Source organism: Sphingobacterium sp. B29 (assembly GCF_001952815.1).
GTDB lineage: Bacteria > Bacteroidota > Bacteroidia > Sphingobacteriales > Sphingobacteriaceae > Sphingobacterium > Sphingobacterium siyangense.
In genome coordinates this window covers 5,907,610-5,929,589 of the sequence record NZ_CP019158.1, presented here as the reverse complement: position 1 = coordinate 5,929,589, position 21,980 = coordinate 5,907,610, and the positions used below count along the sequence as shown (strand labels likewise).

Genomic DNA, 21,980 nt, shown 5'->3' with positions numbered 1-21,980 from the left:
TCAATCATGAAAAAAATACTAATAGGACTTTTAATAGCTACAGCAGTGTCCTCTTGTGATATAGATCGTCTTCCTTATACTTCAATGGATGAAGAAAATATCGTTAATAATCCGGATGCAATGGTAACAGGTACCTATGCGCAGTTAAAAGCTTGGTCTGATCCGATGCACCGTCTTGGTGAATACGCTGGTGATAATATGATGATCCGCGGGTCGTCGACAGATGCGTTCTACGAATTTATCTCCTATGCGAGAACACCCAATAATTACCGTTTGCAAAATTTTTGGGACTATGGCTATAAGGCTATTGCACAGTCTTCGAACGTAATCAAGATGTTTGCGGAAGGTCAGAGTACAGAAATGGATAATAAACTGGGTGAATGTTATTACATCCGTGGAATGATGTATTTTTACCTTTGCCGTGCATTTGGGAAGCCATATTATCAAAGTCCAGAGACAAATCTTGGTGTTCCGATCGTTAATGGTACTCCTGACGATGTCTTCAATGATTTAAACTTGCCCGATCGTTCGTCTGTCAAAGATACATACGCGCAAGCGATCAGTGACCTGAAAAAAGCAGAAGCTTTAATGACACTTGATAAAGGGGCAGCGTATGCGTCTAAGGGTGCAGCGCAGGCAATGCTTTCTCGCATTTATCTATACATGAGCGGGACATATAAGAATCCGAACGCGGAATATGCACGTCTTTCTTTAGAGTATGCCAATAAGGTGATTAATTCAGGTAAATATGTCTTGTTGGCCCGTGAGCAGTTCATGAAATACAATACCTTTAGACCTGAAGATAACAAGGAGACCATCTTTGCCGTGAAACGTGTTGCGTCTGAGTTCTCGGGCGATGATCATTATTATGGTATCGGTGGTATGTATTCCAATATTGGTGGTATGGGCTGGGGTGAGATGTATTCCAGTGCCAAATATATTGATCTTTTGAATGAAACTGGTCGTAATGACTGGCGGCCAGATCATTATAGCATTGTGGACGCACGCGCAGCTTTTATAGAGCCGACTTATTCCAAAGACGATAAAGGCAATTACTCAACTGTTTTTCGATTTATCAAACAGAACTCACCTGCAAAAGTCGGTGACCCTAAAACATTAAGTTATGTGCAAATTCCGGCCATTATTAATGGGAATACAGTAATTGCTCGAGAAGTAAAAAAGGTGGGTGATCAAGAAGTTGTTAAAGAATATACTTTAGCGACAATTAATGCTGGTCAGCAAACTTATTCCATTACCTATGAAGACGGTAATACCTATTCGGGTATGATTGATTACTATATTTCCTTAAATCGTGCTTATCCACAGTTTTATATTGTGAAATGCTCACGTGAAGGTGAGGAGTCTCAACTGCACTCCCCTGTAATCAGCCGCTTGGGTGAAATTTATTTAAACCGCGCAGAGGCTAATGCAAAATTAGGTAATTATGGTGCAGCGCTAAATGATTTAAATACCATCAGAAATCGTTCTATTGTCAATGGCGGATATACTTCAATTGATGCGGCCAGTGCAAGCAAACTGATTGACAAAGAACGTCAGTTGGAATTGGCCTATCAGGCTGAACGCAGCTACGATGTGTTCCGTAATGGGGACCCGTTAAACCGTACCTATCCGGGGCCACAGAAACAATTTGAAGATATTGTACCAACAGATTTTAGAGTAACTTATTTTATTCCTCAGGATGCGATCAATTCATATCCGGGCAAATTGACTCAGAATCCAACGTCTAACTAGGCGAATATTGATAATTTAAACCCTATAAATGGCTTTACTTCACGGTAAAGCCATTTTTGTTTTTGTGTCGCGATAATCCCTTTCGAATCCGTATCTTTGTTCCCTTAAGTATATTTTTAGCATAAAAGTGCCACCTGCTGTGATAGTGGGTGGATCAAATAAAATAAATATGGCAAATATTGTTGCAATTGTTGGTCGTCCAAATGTTGGTAAATCTACCTTATTCAATCGTCTTACAGAAAGTAGAAAAGCGATTGTTGATGACTTTAGCGGGGTGACGCGCGACCGTCATTATGAAACAGCCGAGTGGATCGGAAAGAAATTTACAGTAATTGATACAGGTGGTTTTGTACATGGTTCGGATGATGTCTTTGAAGAAGCTATTCGCGATCAGGTCTATATCGCTATTGAAGAAGCTTCAGTAGTTATATTCATGGTGGATGTCACAACTGGCATTACCGACTTGGATGACGAAATCGCTGATATTCTGAGAAGAAGCTCCAAACCTGTGTATGTAGTGGCCAATAAAGTCGATCACGCGAAATTGCATCATGAATCGGCAGAGTTTTATGCCTTTGGTTTAGGAGAGGTTTTCAATATCTCGTCGGCTACAGGATCGGGTACAGGTGAACTGTTGGATGCTGTGGTTTCTCATTTCGAAGTGGAGGAGGAAGAAGAAGAATCCTTACCTAAATATACCATCGTAGGCCGCCCGAATGTGGGTAAATCTTCTTTGACAAATGCTTTGATCGGCAAAGATCGCAACATTGTAACGCCAATGGCAGGGACGACACGTGATTCAATCCGTATACATTACAATCAATATGGACATAACTTTCTATTGATCGATACTGCAGGTCTTCGTCGTAAGTCCAAAGTAAATGAAGATATTGAGTTTTATTCGGTGATGCGTACCATCAAAGCCTTGGAAGATTCTGATGTGACGATTTTAATGTTGGATGCACAGGATGGATTAGAAGCGCAGGATGTTAATATTTTCAACCTGGCAGAGAAGAACCGTAAAGGTATCGTAATTGTTGTCAATAAGTGGGATTTGATCGAAAAGGACAACAAAACAATGAAGGCTTTTGAAGATCGCATCAAAGAGAAAATAGCACCATTTACAGATGTGCCTATTATCTTTACTTCCGTAACCGAAAAACAACGTGTTCTTAAGGTACTGGAAGTTGCCGACAAGGTATATGCCAACAAAACCAAAAAGATCCCTACTTCCAAATTGAATGAAGTGATGTTGGATATTATCGAGAATTATCCACCGCCATCCTTAAAGGGTAAATATATCAAAATTAAATATGCAACACAGTTGCCAGGACGGACACCGATGTTTGCATTCTTCTGTAATCTACCACAATACATCAAAGATCCGTACAAACGTTTTATTGAAAACAAATTGCGTGAGAACTTTGACTTTACAGGGGTGCCAATTCAAATATATTTCAGACAAAAATAGATTTCCAAGCAGCGATTAAACATGGACCATAATCTCTATTTATACAATACGCTTTCGCGAACAAAAGAAAAATTCGAACCTATTCATCCCAATCTTGTTGGTATGTATGTATGTGGGCCCACAGTGTACAGTGATGTGCATTTGGGGAACTGTCGGACGTTTGTGTCTTTTGATTTGATTTTTAGATACTTGCGTCACCTTGGTTATAAAGTGCGTTATGTGCGCAATATTACCGATGCGGGACACTTGGAAGGCGATCGTGATGAAGGGGATGATAAATTTGCAAAAAAAGCAAAATTGGAACAATTGGAACCGATGGAAATTGTTCAAAAGTATACGATAGGTTTTCATGACGTATTGCGTCTTTTCAATACGTTGCCGCCCAGTATTGAGCCTACTGCGACAGGACATATTTCCGAGCAGATTGAAATGATCGAACAGATTATGGAGAATGGCTATGCCTATGAGCGCAACGGTACAGTCTATTTTGATGTTGAAAAATACGTTGAAACATACGATTATACGATATTGACCAATCGTAAATTGGAGGATATGCTCAATAATACCCGTGAATTGAGCGGTCAGGATGAGAAAAAGGGACGTTTGGATTTTGCCTTATGGATCAAAGCAAAACCTGAAACGATTATGCGTTGGCCTGCACCTTGGAGTGTTGGCTTCCCAGGTTGGCATATTGAATGTTCGGCCATGAGCAGAAAGTACTTAGGTGATCAGTTTGATATTCATGGCGGTGGAATGGATTTGGCAGCGACACATCATACCAATGAAATTGCACAATCAGAAGCATGTAACCATACGAGCCCTGCCAAATATTGGATGCACACGAATATGTTGACTGTAAATGGTGCGCGTATGTCCAAATCTGCCGGAAATGGATTTTTACCGGGCGAACTATTTACTGGAAATCATCCCTTATTGAATAGAGGTTATTCGCCGATGGCCGTACGCTTCTTTATGTTGCAGGCACATTATAGAAGTACGCTGGATTTCTCCAATGAGGCATTGGATGCGGCCGACAAGGGGTATAAAAGACTTATGACTGCGATCAGTCTTTTAGACAAATTGAAAGTGTCGAAGGGTGCTGATTCATTCAATTTAGCTGAAATCCGCCGCAAGTGTTACGCAGCTATGGATGACGATTTTAATAGTCCTGTACTCATTGCCGAATTGTTTGAAATAGTACGTATCATCAACTCGATTTATGATGGTAAAGCGAAAGTAACAGCTGAGGGATTGGAAGGTCTTCAAGTATTCATGAAAGAATTTGTTGAGGATATCCTAGGGCTTAGAAACGATCAGACTTCAGCATCCGATGATATCGATGACGTCATGAATCTGGTCATTAAACTACGTAATGAAGCCAAAGCAAATAAAGACTTCGTCACCTCTGACCGTATTCGTGATGAGCTTAATTCTATTGGAATTCAATTGAAAGATAGCAAAGAAGGAACACTTTGGAATAAGATTTGATAGATAAGAAATCGAATTTATAAAAGAGGAATAAAATGGAATATTCCTATTGGGAAAACACATTATCGTGGAAACCAATGGATATTCCATGTAACCTTTAAAAGAAAGATCAATTTGCATATGAATTTTTGGAATAGGCTATCCGTCGTCGCATTCATGAGTGTTGCTGGTACAACACTTTATGCGCAGATACCTGAGAAAGTTGGAAGCCTATTGCAGGCCGATAAGGATGCTGCTGCACTGGCTAAAGCCTCTACACCGCATCAAGCGTTTCTTTCGATCATTGATAAGGAATCTACGTTTTATGTCCCATCGGCAGTAAATGCTTATAACTATCTTAATAATAGACCAAATATTCCCGATGTTTTAAATTGGCAACCTACGTTTGCGTTGATTGCTAAAAGTCAGGAATTTGGTGTGACTTCGGGGTCTATGGACTTTCAGAAAGTAGGTGCAAGATTGCGTCATGGAGAATACTTGACTGTCTGGAAACGCAACAAAAAGGGTAAGTGGCTGGTCGATATTCGGGCCGAAGTTGAAAACAACGGGAAGGATGGGGAATTTGATCTTGAATATATCGAACCTACCGATTCGTGGTATCTGAAGCATCGCTCTAAAGTGCGATTAAATCAGCGTGAAGATATTGTCCTGGAAACAGACAAATTGATGTCAACAGTTCTGAAGGCCGATAACCCAACCGCATATAAGGAGTTTTTAAGCGAGGATGTCCGCTTTTTGTTCCCTTGGACCAGTCCGATGGAAGGAAAGGCCACAATGATGGCTTATCTCAAAAAACAGCGGATGACGATAGAAACAGTCCCGGAAGAAGTAAAACGTTCGTATAGTGGCGATTTTGCCTATACAAAAGGAACTGCAACGGTACGACAAAAGGATAAGGTGGTGAAGTATAATTATATTCGTATCTGGCAACTGAGCGAATTGGCGAAGGATGATGTGAAGAAAGCGAACTGGAATATTCTGATCGAGATGATGTTTGAGAAATAGCATGACGATTGCCAAATAAAAAAAGGGCTTGAATATATACTATTCAAGCCCTTTTTTATAGGATAAGTGTTGTACACTTATTGTTTTTTCCATTTTTTCAATTCATCGCATGAACCAAACTCGTCACTGATATTGATAAATGTTGTTTTCGATTTATCATCGAACCATTTACTTAGATTGCGATTGATTTTATCTTGTCTGGCAGCCTCTTTGATTTTGGTGAAATCCTCGTCCAAATTTGCTTTGTGCGGCGGAATACGTGTTTTCAAGTAATTGAAACGGTAGCCAACATCGCCCATTTTGTCTGTAAATTGCTCTGGTTTGGAGTATTCTCCTGGCTTTAGGGGATCGATTGCTGTAAATACTGATTTTTCCAAGCCATCCATAGGAATTACGGTTGTGCGGCTTGAGCCTTCTTGATTTAGGATCATACCCCCATTGAATTTGCTTTCTTCTGCATCCGAATAATTTGTAGCAGCGTGATAGAAATCCATTTTTTTGTCAACAACCAGTTTATAGATACTGTCCAATTTATTTTTCGTTCTTTCCAACGCAGCAGTACCAGGATTGATCTTCATCAGGATATGGCGTGTATGCACCTCTTCGCCCCGTCGTTCGAGTACCTGAATAATATGAAAGCCAAATTTGGATTCTACAATTGGTGAAATTTCTCCCGGTTTTAATTTAAAAGCCATCGCGGAGAATTCCTTTACGTAGTTGTCACGTGTGCCGAAACCTAAATCACCTCCATACGGAGCAGATCCGGGATCTTGCGAGTATATACGAGCCATTGTACCAAAGTCCGATCCATCTACAATCTGCTTGCGGATACCTTCAATCTTATCTCGCTGCTCTTTTTTTTCCGCATCTGTCAATTTGGGCATCATCACAATCTCACCAATTTCTACCTCGGTATTGAAGTAAGGCAGACTGTCTTTATTCAAGCCTTCAAAATAACGCTTTACTTCCAATGGTGTTACGTCTACTTTTTGAACAATGTTTTGCTGCATTTTGTTAGCTTTCAATTGCTCAAAAACACTTGAACGCATTTCTTCTTTGTATTGCAATAAAGAGCGATTGAGGAATTTTTCAAGACGTTCTTGCCCTCCTGCCTGTTGTGACATATGACGTAGGCGAGAGTTAAGGTTATCGTCAACTTCGGTTTCCGTTACATCTATAGAGTCAATTACTGCCTGTTGGGAAAGCAATTTCTGAATGATTAACTGCTCAAGTACGCCGCATTTAAAATTTTCATTAGGTTTATTCCCTTGCGCTAACCATTGAGAATATTGCATATCCACGTCGGACTGTAAGATAATGCCCGATCCAACCGTTGCTACAACGCGATCAATAACTTGACGTTGCGCAAGACTGGCCTGAATTGATGCAAACAGCAATAAAAACAATATATAAATGTTTTTTTTCATCCGTATAAATTATTTATGATATTTATGAGTGATCTTCATTTGTATAAATGAACTCGTTTCACTCGGTTATTTGTTCATCATTTATTTTTTTGTCACAAGCATTCACGCTGCCTTCGGCGGTATGTGTAGTAATTGTGTTCAATATATACTTTTTTGAACAACAGCACAAAATTATCAGATTATATGAATTATTCGTACTTTTATTTAACAATATTTTTGTATTCCCAATATTTTAAATGGGTGATTTTAGAATTGTTAAAATTGATGTGCTAAAATACGCATTTGCCTATTAGAAAGGACGGTTTTAACCAAATTTAACAAGTCTATTGACGATATTTACGCCTATAAAATAGCGGGGTTTTTAGATCCTCACACGGAGGATGAATGGGTGAATTTAAGTAGGGGCCCGTATAATTTAGAAACAAACTTGATGTAACGGTCTCATTCAACAAATGAGTAGCTACATTTATAAAATAATTTCAATGAAAAAAGCATTTATTTATTTGATGACAATTTTACCTCTGGCTAGTTTTGCGCAACAGATTCCCATGTTTGTGGGCACTTATACGAGCAAAACCGCGAGCAAGGGCATCTATATTTATAATTTTGATGTTAAAACTGGTGAAACAACCTTGTCGAGCACGCAAGAAAGTAAAGATCCATCCTTTTTAGCGCGAAATAATAACTTTATTTATGCCGTTAATGAGGTTCCAAATCAAGAGGGGACTGTTTCTGCCTATTCTTTTAAGGACGGTCATTTAACTTTTCTAAACTCACTTCCTTCCGGAGGGGAGTCGCCTTGTTTTGTTGAAGTACATCCTAAGGGTAGCTTGCTCGCTGTAGCAAATTATACAGGCGGCTCTGCAGCGCTGTTTGATTTAGAAAGTAATGGTGTTTTGAGCAAAAGAGCACGATTAATACAACACGAGGGTAAGGGAGTGGACCCCGTTCGCCAAGAAAAGCCACACGTACATTCTACTTTTTTCTCCAATAAAGGGGATAAGTTGTACGTCCAAGATCTTGGTTTGGATGAGATTTCTATTTATCCGGTGAATAAAACTGGAAATGCCTATAGTCTTGCTGATGAATCAGAAGATATCTTTACGCCTGCTGGTGGCGGTCCTAGACATATTGTATTTGATAAGAAAGAGAAATTCCTGTATGTCGTATTGGAAATGACCGGTCAAATTGCATCGTATAAGAAAGATGGCGATGCATGGATGTATCAAAGTACTTTTGATATTAACCCCGAAGGTTTTAAAGGAAGTAACGGCGGTGCTGACATGAAGATCTCTGCTGATGGAAAATTCCTGTATGCGACCAACCGTGGCGATGCCAATACGATAGCTACTTTTTCGGTAGAAAAGGATGGAGAATTGAAGAAAATAGCGAATCTTTCAGTAAAAGGTAAAGGTCCGCGTAATTTCAACCTTTCTCCGGATGGGAAATATCTTTTGGTCGCCAATCAATATACCAACAACATTGTTTTGTTTAGTCGGGATGCTAAAACGGGTTTGTTGACAGATACTGGAAAAGAAATTGCTGTACCAGCACCAGTTTGCATTATCTTCTAATCCAGAAAAGAAGTTCGAATAAGAAAAGAAGATTTTTAGGAAAAACCGTATGCGCTTTTTCTTAAAAATCTTCTTTTCTACAATCTAATTTACCTTCCTTTTCAAGGTCATTTAAGGTGGTTCCCTTCCATGTTTTTACCCGCTGGATATAGGCTGCCCTACCAATCATGTGTGCTGCAACCGGAGCCGTTAGGATCAGAAAAAATCCAATAGCTATAGCCTTGGTCGTTACGGATACATCCGGGAAGGTCATTGCCGCACAGATGAGTAAAAGTCCCACACCCAGCGTTGCCGCCTTTACCGTAACCGAAAGGCGTAAATAAAAATCGGGCATCCGCAAGATACCAATAGACGCAAATAGTATGGCCAAGGCCCCGATGGTACTGAGAATGGCTAAAGTAATATCAATCATCTTTGCTTTGTTTTTCTAAATAAAATGAAAATGCGATCGTACCAAGAAATGCGATAAGCGCCAAGATCATGGCAATGTCTAAAAACACTTCCTGCGAAGTTCGTATACTATAAACGGTAATAATGCCAATTCCGATGGTGATAATAAGATCTAGGGCAATAACACGATCAAATATCTGGGGACCTTTATACAGACGAATAAAAGCCAATATGACTGAGATAGTCAAGATCGGAAGGATCACATAGTCAAAATAGCTATTTAAAGTCATCTTAAGAGTTCTAAAAGTCTTCGTTCAACATTATTTTTAAGGGTAGAAACAAACTGTTCCTTGCTTTTCATGTACATGACGTGAATAAAGAGCGTTTTTTTATCTTCACTTACGTCGAGGATGAGTGTGCCGGGTGTCAACGAGATAAAGGTTGAAAGCAGGTTAATTTCCAAATCGGTTTTTGCATCCATGGGATACTTGACAATCGCAGGTTTGATAAAAAACTTGGGGGTTATCACGTCGTAGGCAACCTGCACATTGGCAACAATCATTTCCCACAGGAAAAAAAGAATAAAACTCAATGTTTTGGGGACCCGATAAAAGTAGCGTTGGTCCACCTCATTCCTGTTCATAAGCCAGAGGATACCAAATCCCAGCATAAAGCCGAATAGGAAGTTGGTGTAATACATCGATCCCGTCAATGCGACCCAGATGAAGGATAACATGAGGTTCATTAAAAACTGTTTTATCATATCATTTCTGCCCTCCTAATACAGCGTTTATGTAAGGTGATGTGTCCAATAATTGTGTAGCGATTTGATCCGCGACATGGATAATCGCTTCAGCGTTGAGTCCGATATACAGGGACGCAGAAGCCAAAATAACAACAGGCAGTATGAGCATTGTTCTTTTATAGCCGATCATACCCGCAAATTTGTCCTCAATGATTTCCGGATCAGGCGCATCTTTCCAGAATACCTGCGCCCACATTTTGGCGATGACAAACAAGGTGATAAAGCTACCAATAATCAGGGCTCCCGCGAAAGCATACTTCTCTAAGTGGAAGGCATCTTTGAATAGATAGATTTTAGGCCAGAAGCCCGAGAGAGGCGGGATGCCCACCAGTGAAAAAAGAACAATGGCAAAAAGTAATGAAATCTTTGGGTATTGGGCATAAAGTCCGCCCAGTTTAGTCATATCCATGGTGCCGCGGAGTTGTCGTATAACACCGGCTATGAGGAATAAATTCGTTTTGACCATGATATCATGAATCAGATAGAATACTGCCCCCAATAAAGCCCATTTACTATATAAGCCCAGTCCACCAATCATAAAACCGATATGACAAACGATCAAATAAGAAAACAACCTTCGGATATTAGTTTTGATCAGTGCGCCAAAAGCACCCGTTAGAATAGTCAATATGGCTAAGACGATAAGCAGTTCCTTGGTAAAATGATTGGGAATAAATAGTAAGGAAAATACCCGGAACAAGGCGTAGATCCCAACCTTGGTCAATAAGCCTCCAAATGTCGCTGCTACGGCCGAAGGTGGCGTATGGTAAGAGGACGGTAACCAAAAATAGAGTGGAAATACGGCGGATTTAATACCGAAACCGATCAGGAAAAATGTTGCTGTAATTTCTACTAAAGCCTGATTTTGTATTTTAGGAATACGCAGGGCCAGGTCGGCCATGTTTAATGAGCCTGAAATACCATAAAGTATACCTATTCCTGTTAAGAAAAATGTGGAAGCCAGAATATTCATGGCCATATATTTTACGGCACCTTCCAATTGGGATTTTCTGCCCCCCAAAGTCATCAGCACAAAAGAGGAAATAATAATAACTTCAAACCATACATACAGATTGAAGATGTCACCGGTTAGAAAAGCCCCATTGAGCCCCATCATCAAAAAGTGAAAGATCGGGAAATAACCATAGAGTATGCGCTGGCGCCCCACACCGACACAGGAAAAGATGGAGACCGCCAGGCCTGCGATAGAAGTGAGGAGAACAAGGGTACTGCTGAATAGATCGGCAACAAAAACGATCCCAAAAGGAGCTTTCCAATTCGCTGCATTCATGGTCAGAATACCATCATCATAAACCTTGAAGAATAGTTTGAAGGCAAGAATAAGTGCGAGCAAGCTTCCGCCAACGCTCAGAAAACGTTGTGCAGTGGATTTGCGCCACAACATCAGTTGGACAATAGCAATAAATAAATGCACGATAATCGTGGCAATAATGTGGTTGTCTATCATATATCTTCTTCCTCAGGCGTGTTCAAATCATCCAGATCATCTGTACCCAGCAATGCATATACACGCTTGAGTAAAACGATGGCAAAGGAGGTTAGGCCAAAGCTGATCACGATGGCCGTTAAAATAAGTGCTTGCGGAATCGGGTCCGCATAAATATCGGTGAATACCTTCAGATCGGGGCCAATGATGGGTGGTTTACCTTTTATAATATTTCCCAATAAGAAGATCAATATATTGGTACCATTGCCCAGTAACATAATCCCCAACAACAATTTCACCATGCTTCGACGCAAGATGAGGTATATTCCGGCAGCATAAAGGATGCCGATCAATAACACGAGTATCAGTTCCATTATTCTTCTTCAGTAGTTAAAGCAATTGTAAATAAAATTGTCAGGACAACACCGATGACAACAAAGTATACACCAAGGTCAAAAAATAAGGCGGTTCCTATCATCCCGATAACGGGGATTTTCTCTTCCAGCCAAAGCCCGGTCATGACGGGGTAGCCAAAAAATGCAGGTAAGAACATGCTTATGGCCGAAATCCCCAATCCTATGGGGATAAGTGACAAGGGTTTGTACTGAATCAGTTTCATGGTATTTTGAGGGCCAAAGGCAAAACTATGCAGCACAAAGGCAATCGAAGCAACCAAGCCGCCAACGAAACCTCCGCCGGGGTAATAATGCCCCCTGAGTAGAAGGAACACCGAGAAAAGTAAGAGTATCGGTAATAAATACCGCGTAGCGGTCTGTAATATTGTACTGTTCATTTGTTACTATTTAGCAAGGAGTTATTAGCTCATTTGTGCATAACCTTTATCAATCATTATTCTTTATCAGAGGATTTTAAACGTAATTTTAATAAGCTATATACCCCTAATGCAGCAATACTCAATACTACAATTTCAAACATGGTGTCAAAACCTCTGAAATCCACAAGTATTACATTGACGACATTTTTTCCTTTAGCAAGCACATAAGCATAATCGCCATAGAAATCACTGATATTGGTTGTCGTTGGTTCATGGAGGACACGGAGTGCGACCATGGATAGCAGAATTCCAAAAACGATAGCGACCACGGCGTCGCGAATGATGGTGCGTCGGTTGGCCAAATTCAGAAAAGAAGGGAGCTTAAAGAGTACCAATACGAAGAGTACCACCGTGAGTGTATCAATGGTGAATTGCGTCATCGCTAGATCTGGGGCACTGTAAAACACGAAAATAAGACATATGGCATAGCCTACAACACTGGTGGCTACTACGGCTGTTAAACGGGATGAGGTGCGGATGGTGAGTACAATGGCGCCGATCAAAATGCAGACTGTGGTAACTTCGTAGAAACTCACTGGAGATAAGGTTTCCCATTTGATATGGAGTGGCCCGCCCAGGTATAACTGGTAGGCGATCAATAATTCGGCAAATAAGATAATTTTCAACAAATACGAACGCAAATAGCCGTTGTGCATTTTGTTGGTGAAGAAAGTAGAGAACAAAACAATTTCCTGCGCACATAATTGGATGATATATTCAGGAGAAATCTTATTGAAATTTGCAATCCAAGCCAATTTTTTCTCGCTGGGCCTGTTTGTGAAATAAAGCAACGTACCAGCGGCAATTGTAATAGCGCTTAGTAGCAGGATTAAATTAAAGCCATGCCAGATTTTCAGGTGAAATGTTTCGGGTTTTGCGAGTATACTTGTTGCGGTAGGTCCAGCAATCCATTCGCCGACAAGTCCTGGGATGCACCCAAAGACAACTCCTAATATAGCTAAAAGTAGAGGTGGGATCCACATGGCTTTATAGGGCAGGTGGATTGTATTAAATTGCTCGGGTAGCTTACCCACAAAAGGTTTGATGCCGGCCATAAATCCAGCAGAGACCAAGAGTATATTTGTTACTACTGCAGCGACGGTCAAATAGAGAAATAAATCGGGTGTGGCATGTAGTGTTGCCTCGTAAATCAGATCCTTTCCAATAAATCCAAATGTAAGTGGAATACCTGCACTGGAAAGTGCCGCTAGGAAACCTGCGATAGCGACAGGCATTAATACCTTGCGTAGCCCCCGCAAGACTGTAAGATCCCGCGTTCCGGTTTCATGGTCTATAATCCCCGTAATCAAGAATAATGCGGCTTTATATAGGGCATGTACGAGTATAAAGACACTTGCAGCAATAATGGCATCCTTGGTGCCGAGCCCCAATAAGAAAACCAAAATACCGAGGGCGGATATGGTTGAATAAGCGAGTACTCCCTTGAGGTCTGTTCTGAAAAGCGAATGGAAGGCGGCATAAAGCATCGTGAGGCCACCAATGGCCATGAGGGAATACATCCAGATCGGGTTGCCCCCAAGTATCGGTGAAAAACGGGCCAAAAGGTAGATTCCGGCCTTTACCATGGTTGCCGAATGTAAGTAGGCCGACACAGGTGTTGGCGCCTTCATGGCACCGGGTAACCAAAAATGGAAAGGGAATTGTGCTGATTTCGTAATCGCTCCAAGTGCTACGAGGCCAAAGACCAGGGGAAAGAGTGGATGTTGCTGAATGATCGATACTTTGCCGATGAGAGCTGTAATATGGTAAGTGCCAGCAATATTACCCAGCAAAATAAAACCTGCCAGTAGAAAAAAACCACCCAACCCGGTAATGGATAGTGCAGTCAGTGCGCTTTTGCGTGAATCATTTTTGTCATTGTTAAATCCAATGAGAAAAAATGAGCTGATCGAGGTCAGTTCCCAAAAGATAAACAATAGTAACATGTTGTCCGACAGGACAAGCCCCAGCATAGCCGACATAAAAAGGCAGAGGTAGCCAAAGAATCGATCGATATATCGATGACCTTTGAGATAGGCATTCGCGTAAAAGAATATACAGGATCCGATCCCAGTAATCAATAAGGCGAAAAGTAGTGACAGTCCATCTAATTTAAAATCCAGATTGATGCCTAAGGAGGGCACCCACGATGTTGATTGGACGAAATAGGAGCCTTGACCAATAGGTACAATATATTGAGCAAAGTATAGAAATAGAAGTACCGGTAAGAATGCGAGAATAAAACCCCATTTGGTTTTTAGGAATCGACCAAATGGAACAATAAGGCTCGATGTTATTAGTCCTGAAAGAACAGTAAATAGCATGTAGTCTTTGTTTTAATTTTTAACCTTCTACATTTCATCGTTGCCAATGCTTATATGGCGATGAAGGTTTTTTGAAAGTTTACAATATAGTAAAAAAAAGCGAAAAAATGCTAGTTTTTGGCCGTTTTCTCGCTATATAAATAATAAAAGCAGGAATTTTGTTTTGTTTGTCGGAAAAAAACTAAACTAGTTTAGCAATCTAGAGAGGAATAAATGCGGGTTTAGAATTATTATTTGGGATTGACAAAAAAAAAGAGCATTTTTACGATACAATTATTAAACATCCTCAATTGGATGTGTTTTTTACCCTAAATAATCTCATCTCTAAAAATAATAGAATCAGAGTGTGGAAGAGATCTAACTATGCAGAAAGAAGAAGTATTGTTTAAGACACACTATAATGGACTTTGCCATTTTGCTTGGAAGATTGTTGGTGACCTTTCTCTAGCAGAAGATCTGGTACAAGACTCTTTTATTGCTTATTTCAAAAATACTGATCATGTCAGTGATAATGAGATTGCAATAAAGAACTATCTCTATAGTTCTGTGCGTTTCGCTTGTTATAATCATATCCGTCATGAAAAGGTCCGTCAAAAATATTGGAATGTTGTAGGTTTTACCGAAGAAGATAATACTGCGCTTGAATTGAATATGATTCACAGTGAGGTCATTCAGGAAATATATAAAATTATTGAGGAAATGCCTTTCGCCTGTCAACAAGTTTTTCGGCTTGGTTATCTTGAAGGTTTATCCAATCTTGAAATTACACGGGAGCTGCAAATTAGTATCAATACTGTAAAAACACAAAAGCAACGCGGCATGAAAATGTTACTCAAACGTTTGAATCCCGAGTTTATACCCCTTATTATATTTTTGTTAAAAAATATTTAAATTCTTGTCACCCTTTTCTTCGTCTTAAGTTTCTTTATGGTAATTGATGAAAGAAAACACAAGACATATCACTGATTTAATACAGAAATTCCTTTGTGGTCAATTGACAGCAGAGGAACAAGTGCAGCTTGATGAATGGCTCAATGCCAGTTCACAAAATAAGCAGCTTTTAGAGTCCTTCCGAAAAGCGGAAAATATAGCAGAAGATTTGGCCGTTATTCGGCAGTTGGATGTAAATCAGGCATGGGAGCGGTTGAAAAATAAAGAATCCAACAGTGCGAGATCTTTCCGGAAATGGTCTTTAAGCATTGCAGCATCTATTGTATTCTTGTTAGGTGGTTTTCTATTATGGAGAGGTGATTTTGCCTCATTCTTTTCGGGAGATAAAAGTGTAATAGTTTCAAAAAAGCAAGATATTGCTCCTGCTACAAGTGGTGCAGTATTAGTGCTGGCTGATGGCTCCAGGCTCTCTTTGAATAGTGATTCCACTAAAACCTTGACTAAAAACAATAATCTAATCGGGAACAGCAATGAGCTGATCGTTAAGCAAACAGATCAAGCGATCCCATTGCAGTATAATTCTTTGATTGTGCCAAAAGCAAGTTTCTATAAGATGACTTTGGCTGATGGCACAAAAGTTTGGGTAAATGCGCTATCGCAATTGAAATTTCCTGCGCAGTTTTCACCGAAAGAACGTAGAGTCTTTTTGGATGGAGAAGCCTATTTCGAGGTTGCCCCCAAGTCAGATCAACCTTTTATTGTGGAATCGAAAGGTAATGAAATTAAAGTGCTCGGAACGCATTTTAATATTAATTCTTATTCGGATCATGTTCGAACAACTTTAGCAGAGGGGAGAGTGGAGGTACGTCAACATGATCAACGGGTAGAATTATTTCCTGGTGAATATGCTTCTTCTTTTAAAGACAACTTAGTTAAGGGAAAAGCAGATCTGGCCCATGATCTTGCTTGGCACAATAATGAGTTTTATTTCAAGAAGGAAACGATTACGAATATTGCACATCAACTATCACGTTGGTATGATCTCGATGTTACATTCCGAGGAGATGTGCAGTTGGACAAGGAGTATACCGGAAGTATCGAGCGTGATGTAAAACTGTCTCAAGTATTGGAGATGTTATCCTATGTCAGTAACCTAAGATTTGAAGTAGAAGGCAATAAATTGATTATTGCTACCAAAAGTTAAGGATTAACAATTTATAAAAAAGAAAATAGCGCGCCTATGATAAAATAATACATCAAAAAGCAATGACCTAAAAAAGAGAACAGGAATGTTGCAGCATCCCTGTTCAGAAAAAGATGCGATCATCAGGTCCTAAATCTAAAAATGAACAATTAAATCCCAATTAACCACAAAGTGTAAATGTATGAATAACTTACCACTTAGCAAAAGGTGGAGCTTGATCCCTCAAGACCCACGATTTTGCAAACCATTACGTATTATGAAAATTAGTACATGTCTTCTATTCGCATTTGTGACGGGTGTGCACGCTAAGAGCGCAGCACAAAAAGTCACGTTGAATATGAAAAATGCACGTATTGAAGAAGCATTGTCTGCCATCTCCAAGCAGTCCCATCTACGTGTTTTATATAGTGAAAATCTGAATACTAAAGCACGGATCTCTGTGAACGTTAAGGATGCGTCCGTTGAGGAAGCATTGAATGCTGTCTTGAAAAGCAATAATATTGAATACAAAATTATTGCTAACACCATTTCGGTCAACAGTAATGCAAAGAATATCAGCATGACAGTCCCATTGGCTATTCAGCAATCCGTTTCAGGTACAGTCACTGATAAAAATGGAAAGGGATTAAGTGGCGCTACTGTAACTGTAAAGGGAACTTCTATTTCGACGCAAACAGATGATTCAGGGCACTTTAGGATTAATGCCTCTTCATCTGCGGTTTTGGTCGTTCGGTATGTCGGGTTTGGAACCAGGGAAATTTCCATGGCTGGTAAGTCAACTATAAATATTGTACTTACAGCTAATGATCAAAAATTGGATGAAGTCAATGTGGTTGCCACGGGGTACCAAAATTTGGATCGTAAATTATTCACAGGCGCTTCATCGAAGATCGATGCGAAGGAGGCTGAACGTGCAGGGGTTCCGGATATTTCTCGTATGTTGGAGGGACAAGCGGCTGGTGTTTCTGTTCAGAACGTGTCTGGTACTTTTGGTGCGGCACCTAAAATTCGGGTACGTGGTGCAACCTCATTGACTGGAGATAACAAACCATTATGGGTAATTGACGGTGTCATCCTGGATGAGGCGGTCAATATCTCCAATGAGGCATTGTCAACAGGGGATGCAAATACGCTATTAGGTTCTTCTGTAGCAGGTTTAAATCCAGATGATATTGAGTCGATCACTGTATTGAAAGATGCTGCTGCCACAGCCATGTATGGTGCTGCTGCAATGAACGGTGTTGTGGTCGTAAATACGAAAAGGGGACGTAATACAGATGGTGTTGTCAATTTTAATTATTCAGGAAACTTCACCACCTATATTAAGCCTAATTACAACCAATTTGATATCATGAACTCAGCGGAGCAGATGCAATTGATCATTGATATGGAAAACAAAGGCTATTTAAATCATTCACAGGTTTCTCGCTCCCCAACTGGAGGTGTCTTTAACAAGATGTATAATCTGATGTATGATTATGATCCTTCTACTGATTCGTATGCTTTACGCAATGATGCTCCCTCTCGGTATCAATTTTTGCAGCGCTATACCAATGCAAATACAGATTGGTTCGACTTACTTTTTAAGCAGTCCCTTGTTCACGATCACTCCCTAAGTATGTCTACAGGGACGGCTAAAAGCCAGACCTATGCATCTACTAGTTTTATGAATGATTCTGGTTTTACGTTGGGGAATTCTGCGAAGCGTTTTACTGCGAATGTCCGTAATAATTACAAAATCAATGATAAATTGAGTACCGAATTTATCTTCCAAAGTAATATTAGGGATCAGCGTACTCCAGGAACATTAAATAGAGTTTCGGATGCTGTGTATGGTAGCTATTCTCGTGATTTTGATATTAACCCATACTCTTATTCGCTAAATACGAGTCGTATTATAACCGCTTACGATGAAAATGGAAAACTTGAGTATTTTAATAGAGACTACGCACCATTCAATATCCTTAATGAACTCGATAATAATTATATCAAGTTAAAATTGATGGATATTAAGGTTCAAGCTGGTATAACGTATAAAATTTTACCTTCTCTGACTTATTCTGCAAATGGGATGTATCGTTATTACAACTCCGAAAGACAGCATATGATCACAGAAAATGCGAATCTTTCCAAAGCATATCGAGCAAACCAGGATCAAACAGTAAATGCGGGAAATAGGTTTTTGTACGCGGATCCAGATTTCCCCAATACGGATAAATATGTGATTTTACCCAATGGAGGATTCTTTAATGTAGCCAATAATAATATGATCAGTTATTATATGCGTCACAATTTAGAATACAATCAAAAATGGAATGATCATACATTAAATTTATTTGGAACCTACGAGCTTCAGTATGCGGACAAACAAAATCATGATTTTAATGGTCCAGGAATAGAATATGGCAATGGAAATTTAGTAATGCCTACCTATCGCTATTACAAGTATGCGATTGAAAGTGGTAACGTTCCTTTTTCAATGGCTTATAATTATGATCGAAAATTGGCCTATGCACTTCGAGGTGCTTATAATTATAAGGATAAGTATTCATTTAACTTTACGACACGGTATGATGGCTCAAATAAAATGGGACATTCTAATGTAGCTCGCTGGTTGCCTACCTGGAATTTATCGGGAGCATGGGACATTGACCAGGAAAATTTTTTCAACCGTGAAAATAAAATTCTCTCTTCAGCACGCTTAAGAGCAACTTATGGTCTTGTGGCAAATATGGGGAATGCGTCAAACTCCTCTGCTGTATTTTATAATGCGGTGGCCTATCGACCTTACGAATCGGAGAAAGAAGGTAAAATTAATATTGACGGTTTAGAAAATTCAGAATTGACTTGGGAAAAGATGTACGAATTGAATATTGGTACTGACCTAAGCTTTTTAAATCGTCGAATTGATTTGAACTTTGATTATTATAGAAGAAACATTTTCGATTTGATTGGGCCTATTCGAACATCGGGTATTGGAGGTCAGTTCGAAAAACTGGGTAACTATGCGGATATGAAGGGGCATGGTGTTGACATTCAACTAGGCGGATATCCTTTTAAAGATCCGCAAGGTTTTACTTGGCGGACCCAGTTTACCCTAGGCTTTAATAAAACAGAAATTACAAAACTTGATGTGACACGTAACATCTGGAATTTAGTTTCTGCTGAAGGTGGGGCCAAATTAGGAAAGCCACATCGTGGCTTATATTCTATCGATTTCGATAAGCTTAACGCAAGAGGTGGGTACCCGATGTTTATCGGTACTGACGGGACACCAGGTGCTACGTATTTTTGGCTGCAGGACAATGAAACTGATTTCTTAAAATATGAAGGCCCTGTAGACCCTACAATAGCGGGTGGATATTATAACCGATTAGAGTATAAAAATTTCAGTTTGTCCTTTTTAATGAAATTTGCTTTTGGTAATAAGGTTCGTCTGCAACCTAGTTATTCCTCATCTTATTTGGATATGTATAATGTATCGAAGGATTTGATCAATAGGTTTTTATATCGTGGTGATGAGTATCTAACGGTGATTCCCTCGACTTTGGATCCGTTGTCGGCAGAATTCGATGTTAAGAATGCTTTGGAAGAAAGAAATGCGGCAAACTATACGTACAATGCTTACAACTATTCATCCGAGCGTGTGGCGAAAGGCGACTATATTCGTTTGTCACAAATTTCTATTGGATACAATGTACCTAAGGAACTCGTCTCACGCATTAAATTCAGAACAGCACAGTTTAATCTTGTAGGGAATAATTTATGGTTATTATACTCAGATAAGAAGTTAAACGGAGTCGATCCGGAGTTTTATAGTAATGGTGGAGTTGCTCTTCCTGTGCCAAAACAAATTACGTTATCTGTGAAGTTGGGATTCTAAAAATATAAATCATGAAATTAAATACTATCAAATATATTCTTTTATCCGCTGCTTTTTTGTTCAGCGGATGTAGTAAGTATCTTGATCAAGAGCCTGATATGCGTGCTCAAATCAATACTGTAGATAAAGTTAAGCGATTGATTGCTTCCGCCTATCCTGGCCGAAATTCTTTGGCTATGGCTGAAACGTATTCGGACAATGTCGAGGACAAAGGTGTTGGCGATTTGTATCAACCGGTTCCTGCTCTTTATGAGTGGAAAGATATTATCGGCGATGATACGGATTCTCCAACCGCTTATTGGAATTCATGTTATGAGGCAATTGCAGCAGCTAATCATGCACTGGATGCTATTGAGAAGAATGATTTTGGCGCTGATGTTTTGCCTTATAAGGGCGAAGCACTTGTTGCTCGTGCTTATTGTCATTTTATGCTTGCCAACTATTTTGCAAAAGTATATGACCCAAAATCGGGAGCTAGTAATGATTCCCCAGGTGTACCTTATGTGAAAGAACCTGAAACTGTACTTATAAAAAAATATGATCGAGGAACTGTTAAATCGACTTATGATAATATCCGTCAGGATCTGGAGGAAGGGTTAGCATTATTGGACAAAGGAAAAGGCCTTTGGGATGTTCCTAAATACCATTTTACACCTGAGGCTGCTCATGCTTTCGCTACACGTTTCTACTTGTTCACAGGAGAATGGCAAAAAGTAGTGGATAATGCCAATAAGATCTTTGGTGGTAATTTTACAGGTAAATTAATCCCTTATAATTCCACGTTCAAGACATTAGGCTTTGAGTCCGTTCGTACCGAATTTGCCAAGGCCGAACAGCCCTATAACTTATTGATTAATGAAACTTATAGCGGTTACCAAAGATGGTGGAACAATCGTTATGCGATGGGGATAAATGTGTTCCAAAATATTTATAATGGCATGACCGCTGCAGGGGCAAAGCTCTATAATTTTGGAGTAAGTTATGGATCACCGCATTATACAACTTATCTGTGGAAAGAGTTTTGGTATGTGACTAATCCAACTGCAAATACAGGTTTTCCGATGTTAATGGTGCCCGTATTGATTACTGATGAGGTTCTGTTAAATCGTGCAGAAGCTTACGCTGTATTGGGGAATGCCAATAGTGCCTTGGCGGATCTTAATTTGTTTGCCAGTAATAGAATCAATAATTATAATCCCAATACGCATGCGGTGACTGTTGCAAAATCCAAGGAGTTTTTTGGTGTGGCTGATGAAAAAGAAGCCTTGATTGAAACAACATTACAGTTTAAACAAATTGGATTTATGTCGATGGGGCTCCGTTGGTTTGATATTATACGTAAAGGATTAACTGTTAAACACAATATGATTGGCAACGATGAACGTGAAACTATTCTTGAACTTAAGCCAGAGGATCCGAGGAGAGTCTTTCAAATTCCACAAGAAGCGAAGTTAGCAGGTGTCGAACTAAACCCAAGATAAATC

General features: G+C 39.7%; 17 protein-coding genes. 9 read left to right on the top strand and 8 right to left on the bottom strand.

Annotated elements, in window-relative coordinates; translation table 11 throughout:
* The first annotated feature begins 6 nt into the window (after nt 1-6).
* The 4 genes from BV902_RS25495 (at nt 7) to BV902_RS25480 (ending at nt 5,716) form a co-directional block, all read left to right on the top strand.
* A complete protein-coding gene (locus BV902_RS25495) occupies nt 7-1,752 on the top strand; it encodes a RagB/SusD family nutrient uptake outer membrane protein (protein WP_075994299.1) in 1,746 nt (581 codons plus the stop codon).
* Nucleotides 1,753-1,921: 169 nt separating this feature from the next.
* Nucleotides 1,922-3,223 (top strand): ribosome biogenesis GTPase Der, encoded by a 1,302-nt coding sequence (gene der / locus BV902_RS25490; RefSeq protein WP_070569188.1) that lies wholly within the window; start codon nt 1,922-1,924, stop codon nt 3,221-3,223.
* A gap of 21 nt (nt 3,224-3,244) precedes the next feature.
* The gene (gene cysS / locus BV902_RS25485; RefSeq protein WP_075994298.1) at nt 3,245-4,711 is read left to right on the top strand and encodes a cysteine--tRNA ligase; all 1,467 of its coding nucleotides are present in this window, start codon (nt 3,245-3,247) and stop codon (nt 4,709-4,711) included.
* A gap of 120 nt (nt 4,712-4,831) precedes the next feature.
* Nucleotides 4,832-5,716 (top strand): DUF4440 domain-containing protein, encoded by an 885-nt coding sequence (locus BV902_RS25480; protein ID WP_070569123.1) that lies wholly within the window; start codon nt 4,832-4,834, stop codon nt 5,714-5,716.
* Between the two features lie 77 nt (nt 5,717-5,793).
* Here the strand turns inward: BV902_RS25480 and BV902_RS25475 are convergent, their stop codons facing one another.
* The gene (locus BV902_RS25475) at nt 5,794-7,143 is read right to left on the bottom strand and encodes a peptidylprolyl isomerase (RefSeq protein ID WP_075994297.1); all 1,350 of its coding nucleotides are present in this window, start codon (nt 7,141-7,143) and stop codon (nt 5,794-5,796) included.
* 482 nt (nt 7,144-7,625) lie between these two features.
* Between BV902_RS25475 and BV902_RS25470 the strand changes: the two genes are divergently transcribed.
* Nucleotides 7,626-8,717: a lactonase family protein gene (locus tag BV902_RS25470; RefSeq protein ID WP_075994296.1), complete on the top strand. Its 1,092-nt coding sequence runs from the start codon at nt 7,626-7,628 to the stop codon at nt 8,715-8,717.
* Between the two features lie 61 nt (nt 8,718-8,778).
* On the opposite strand, the gene mnhG is transcribed toward BV902_RS25470, so the two are convergent.
* From mnhG to BV902_RS25435, 7 genes are read right to left on the bottom strand one after another with little or no spacing between them, the layout of a single operon-like run.
* Nucleotides 8,779-9,129, bottom strand: coding sequence for a monovalent cation/H(+) antiporter subunit G (mnhG, locus tag BV902_RS25465; protein ID WP_046671613.1), 351 nt, complete (start codon nt 9,127-9,129; stop codon nt 8,779-8,781).
* Nucleotides 9,122-9,397, bottom strand: coding sequence for a monovalent cation/H+ antiporter complex subunit F (locus tag BV902_RS25460; RefSeq protein WP_046671612.1), 276 nt, complete (start codon nt 9,395-9,397; stop codon nt 9,122-9,124). The genes mnhG and BV902_RS25460 overlap by 8 nt, the downstream gene beginning before the upstream one ends.
* Nucleotides 9,394-9,852, bottom strand: a complete 459-nt coding sequence (locus BV902_RS25455) for a Na+/H+ antiporter subunit E (protein ID WP_227550155.1) — start codon at nt 9,850-9,852, stop codon at nt 9,394-9,396. Before BV902_RS25455 ends, BV902_RS25460 begins: the two co-directional genes overlap by 4 nt.
* Before the next feature lie 19 nt (nt 9,853-9,871).
* Entirely contained in the window at nt 9,872-11,380 is a 1,509-nt protein-coding gene (locus BV902_RS25450) for a proton-conducting transporter transmembrane domain-containing protein (protein WP_075994295.1), read from the bottom strand.
* Nucleotides 11,377-11,733 carry a Na+/H+ antiporter subunit C gene (locus BV902_RS25445; protein WP_046671609.1) on the bottom strand — a complete coding sequence of 119 codons (357 nt, stop codon included), beginning with the start codon at nt 11,731-11,733 and terminating at the stop codon, nt 11,377-11,379. The genes BV902_RS25450 and BV902_RS25445 overlap by 4 nt, the downstream gene beginning before the upstream one ends.
* Nucleotides 11,733-12,152, bottom strand: a complete 420-nt coding sequence (locus BV902_RS25440; RefSeq protein WP_075994294.1) for a Na+/H+ antiporter subunit B — start codon at nt 12,150-12,152, stop codon at nt 11,733-11,735. The genes BV902_RS25445 and BV902_RS25440 overlap by 1 nt, the downstream gene beginning before the upstream one ends.
* A gap of 56 nt (nt 12,153-12,208) precedes the next feature.
* Nucleotides 12,209-14,518 carry a putative monovalent cation/H+ antiporter subunit A gene (locus tag BV902_RS25435; RefSeq protein WP_075994293.1) on the bottom strand — a complete coding sequence of 770 codons (2,310 nt, stop codon included), beginning with the start codon at nt 14,516-14,518 and terminating at the stop codon, nt 12,209-12,211.
* Between the two features lie 363 nt (nt 14,519-14,881).
* Between BV902_RS25435 and BV902_RS25430 the strand changes: the two genes are divergently transcribed.
* The 4 genes from BV902_RS25430 (at nt 14,882) to BV902_RS25415 (ending at nt 21,977) form a co-directional block, all read left to right on the top strand.
* The gene (locus BV902_RS25430; RefSeq protein WP_070569139.1) at nt 14,882-15,409 is read left to right on the top strand and encodes an RNA polymerase sigma factor; all 528 of its coding nucleotides are present in this window, start codon (nt 14,882-14,884) and stop codon (nt 15,407-15,409) included.
* 46 nt (nt 15,410-15,455) lie between these two features.
* On the top strand, nt 15,456-16,613 hold the full coding sequence (locus BV902_RS25425) for a FecR family protein (RefSeq protein ID WP_075994292.1): 1,158 nt from the start codon (nt 15,456-15,458) through the stop codon (nt 16,611-16,613).
* Nucleotides 16,614-16,869: 256 nt separating this feature from the next.
* Nucleotides 16,870-20,496, top strand: coding sequence for a SusC/RagA family TonB-linked outer membrane protein (locus tag BV902_RS25420; RefSeq protein ID WP_075994291.1), 3,627 nt, complete (start codon nt 16,870-16,872; stop codon nt 20,494-20,496).
* 11 nt (nt 20,497-20,507) lie between these two features.
* Complete coding sequence (locus tag BV902_RS25415; protein WP_075994290.1) at nt 20,508-21,977, top strand: RagB/SusD family nutrient uptake outer membrane protein; 1,470 nt, start codon at nt 20,508-20,510, stop codon at nt 21,975-21,977.
* Nucleotides 21,978-21,980: the final 3 nt, after the last annotated feature.

Bases quoted from the DNA above. Each gene is read 5' to 3' on its own strand.
- BV902_RS25480 (WP_070569123.1), top strand. From the start codon at position 4,832: ATGAATTTTTGGAATAGGCTATCCGTCGTCGCATTCATGAGTGTTGCT.
- BV902_RS25475 (WP_075994297.1), bottom strand. From the start codon at position 7,143: ATGAAAAAAAACATTTATATATTGTTTTTATTGCTGTTTGCATCAATT.
- BV902_RS25440 (WP_075994294.1), bottom strand. From the start codon at position 12,152: ATGAACAGTACAATATTACAGACCGCTACGCGGTATTTATTACCGATA.
- BV902_RS25415 (WP_075994290.1), top strand. From the start codon at position 20,508: ATGAAATTAAATACTATCAAATATATTCTTTTATCCGCTGCTTTTTTG.
- der (WP_070569188.1), top strand. From the start codon at position 1,922: ATGGCAAATATTGTTGCAATTGTTGGTCGTCCAAATGTTGGTAAATCT.
- BV902_RS25495 (WP_075994299.1), top strand. From the start codon at position 7: ATGAAAAAAATACTAATAGGACTTTTAATAGCTACAGCAGTGTCCTCT.
- BV902_RS25460 (WP_046671612.1), bottom strand. From the start codon at position 9,397: ATGACTTTAAATAGCTATTTTGACTATGTGATCCTTCCGATCTTGACT.
- BV902_RS25420 (WP_075994291.1), top strand. From the start codon at position 16,870: ATGAAAATTAGTACATGTCTTCTATTCGCATTTGTGACGGGTGTGCAC.
- BV902_RS25430 (WP_070569139.1), top strand. From the start codon at position 14,882: ATGCAGAAAGAAGAAGTATTGTTTAAGACACACTATAATGGACTTTGC.
- BV902_RS25455 (WP_227550155.1), bottom strand. From the start codon at position 9,852: ATGAACCTCATGTTATCCTTCATCTGGGTCGCATTGACGGGATCGATG.
- BV902_RS25445 (WP_046671609.1), bottom strand. From the start codon at position 11,733: ATGGAACTGATACTCGTGTTATTGATCGGCATCCTTTATGCTGCCGGA.
- cysS (WP_075994298.1), top strand. From the start codon at position 3,245: ATGGACCATAATCTCTATTTATACAATACGCTTTCGCGAACAAAAGAA.
- BV902_RS25450 (WP_075994295.1), bottom strand. From the start codon at position 11,380: ATGATAGACAACCACATTATTGCCACGATTATCGTGCATTTATTTATT.
- BV902_RS25470 (WP_075994296.1), top strand. From the start codon at position 7,626: ATGAAAAAAGCATTTATTTATTTGATGACAATTTTACCTCTGGCTAGT.
- BV902_RS25435 (WP_075994293.1), bottom strand. From the start codon at position 14,518: ATGCTATTTACTGTTCTTTCAGGACTAATAACATCGAGCCTTATTGTT.
- BV902_RS25425 (WP_075994292.1), top strand. From the start codon at position 15,456: ATGAAAGAAAACACAAGACATATCACTGATTTAATACAGAAATTCCTT.
- mnhG (WP_046671613.1), bottom strand. From the start codon at position 9,129: ATGATTGATATTACTTTAGCCATTCTCAGTACCATCGGGGCCTTGGCC.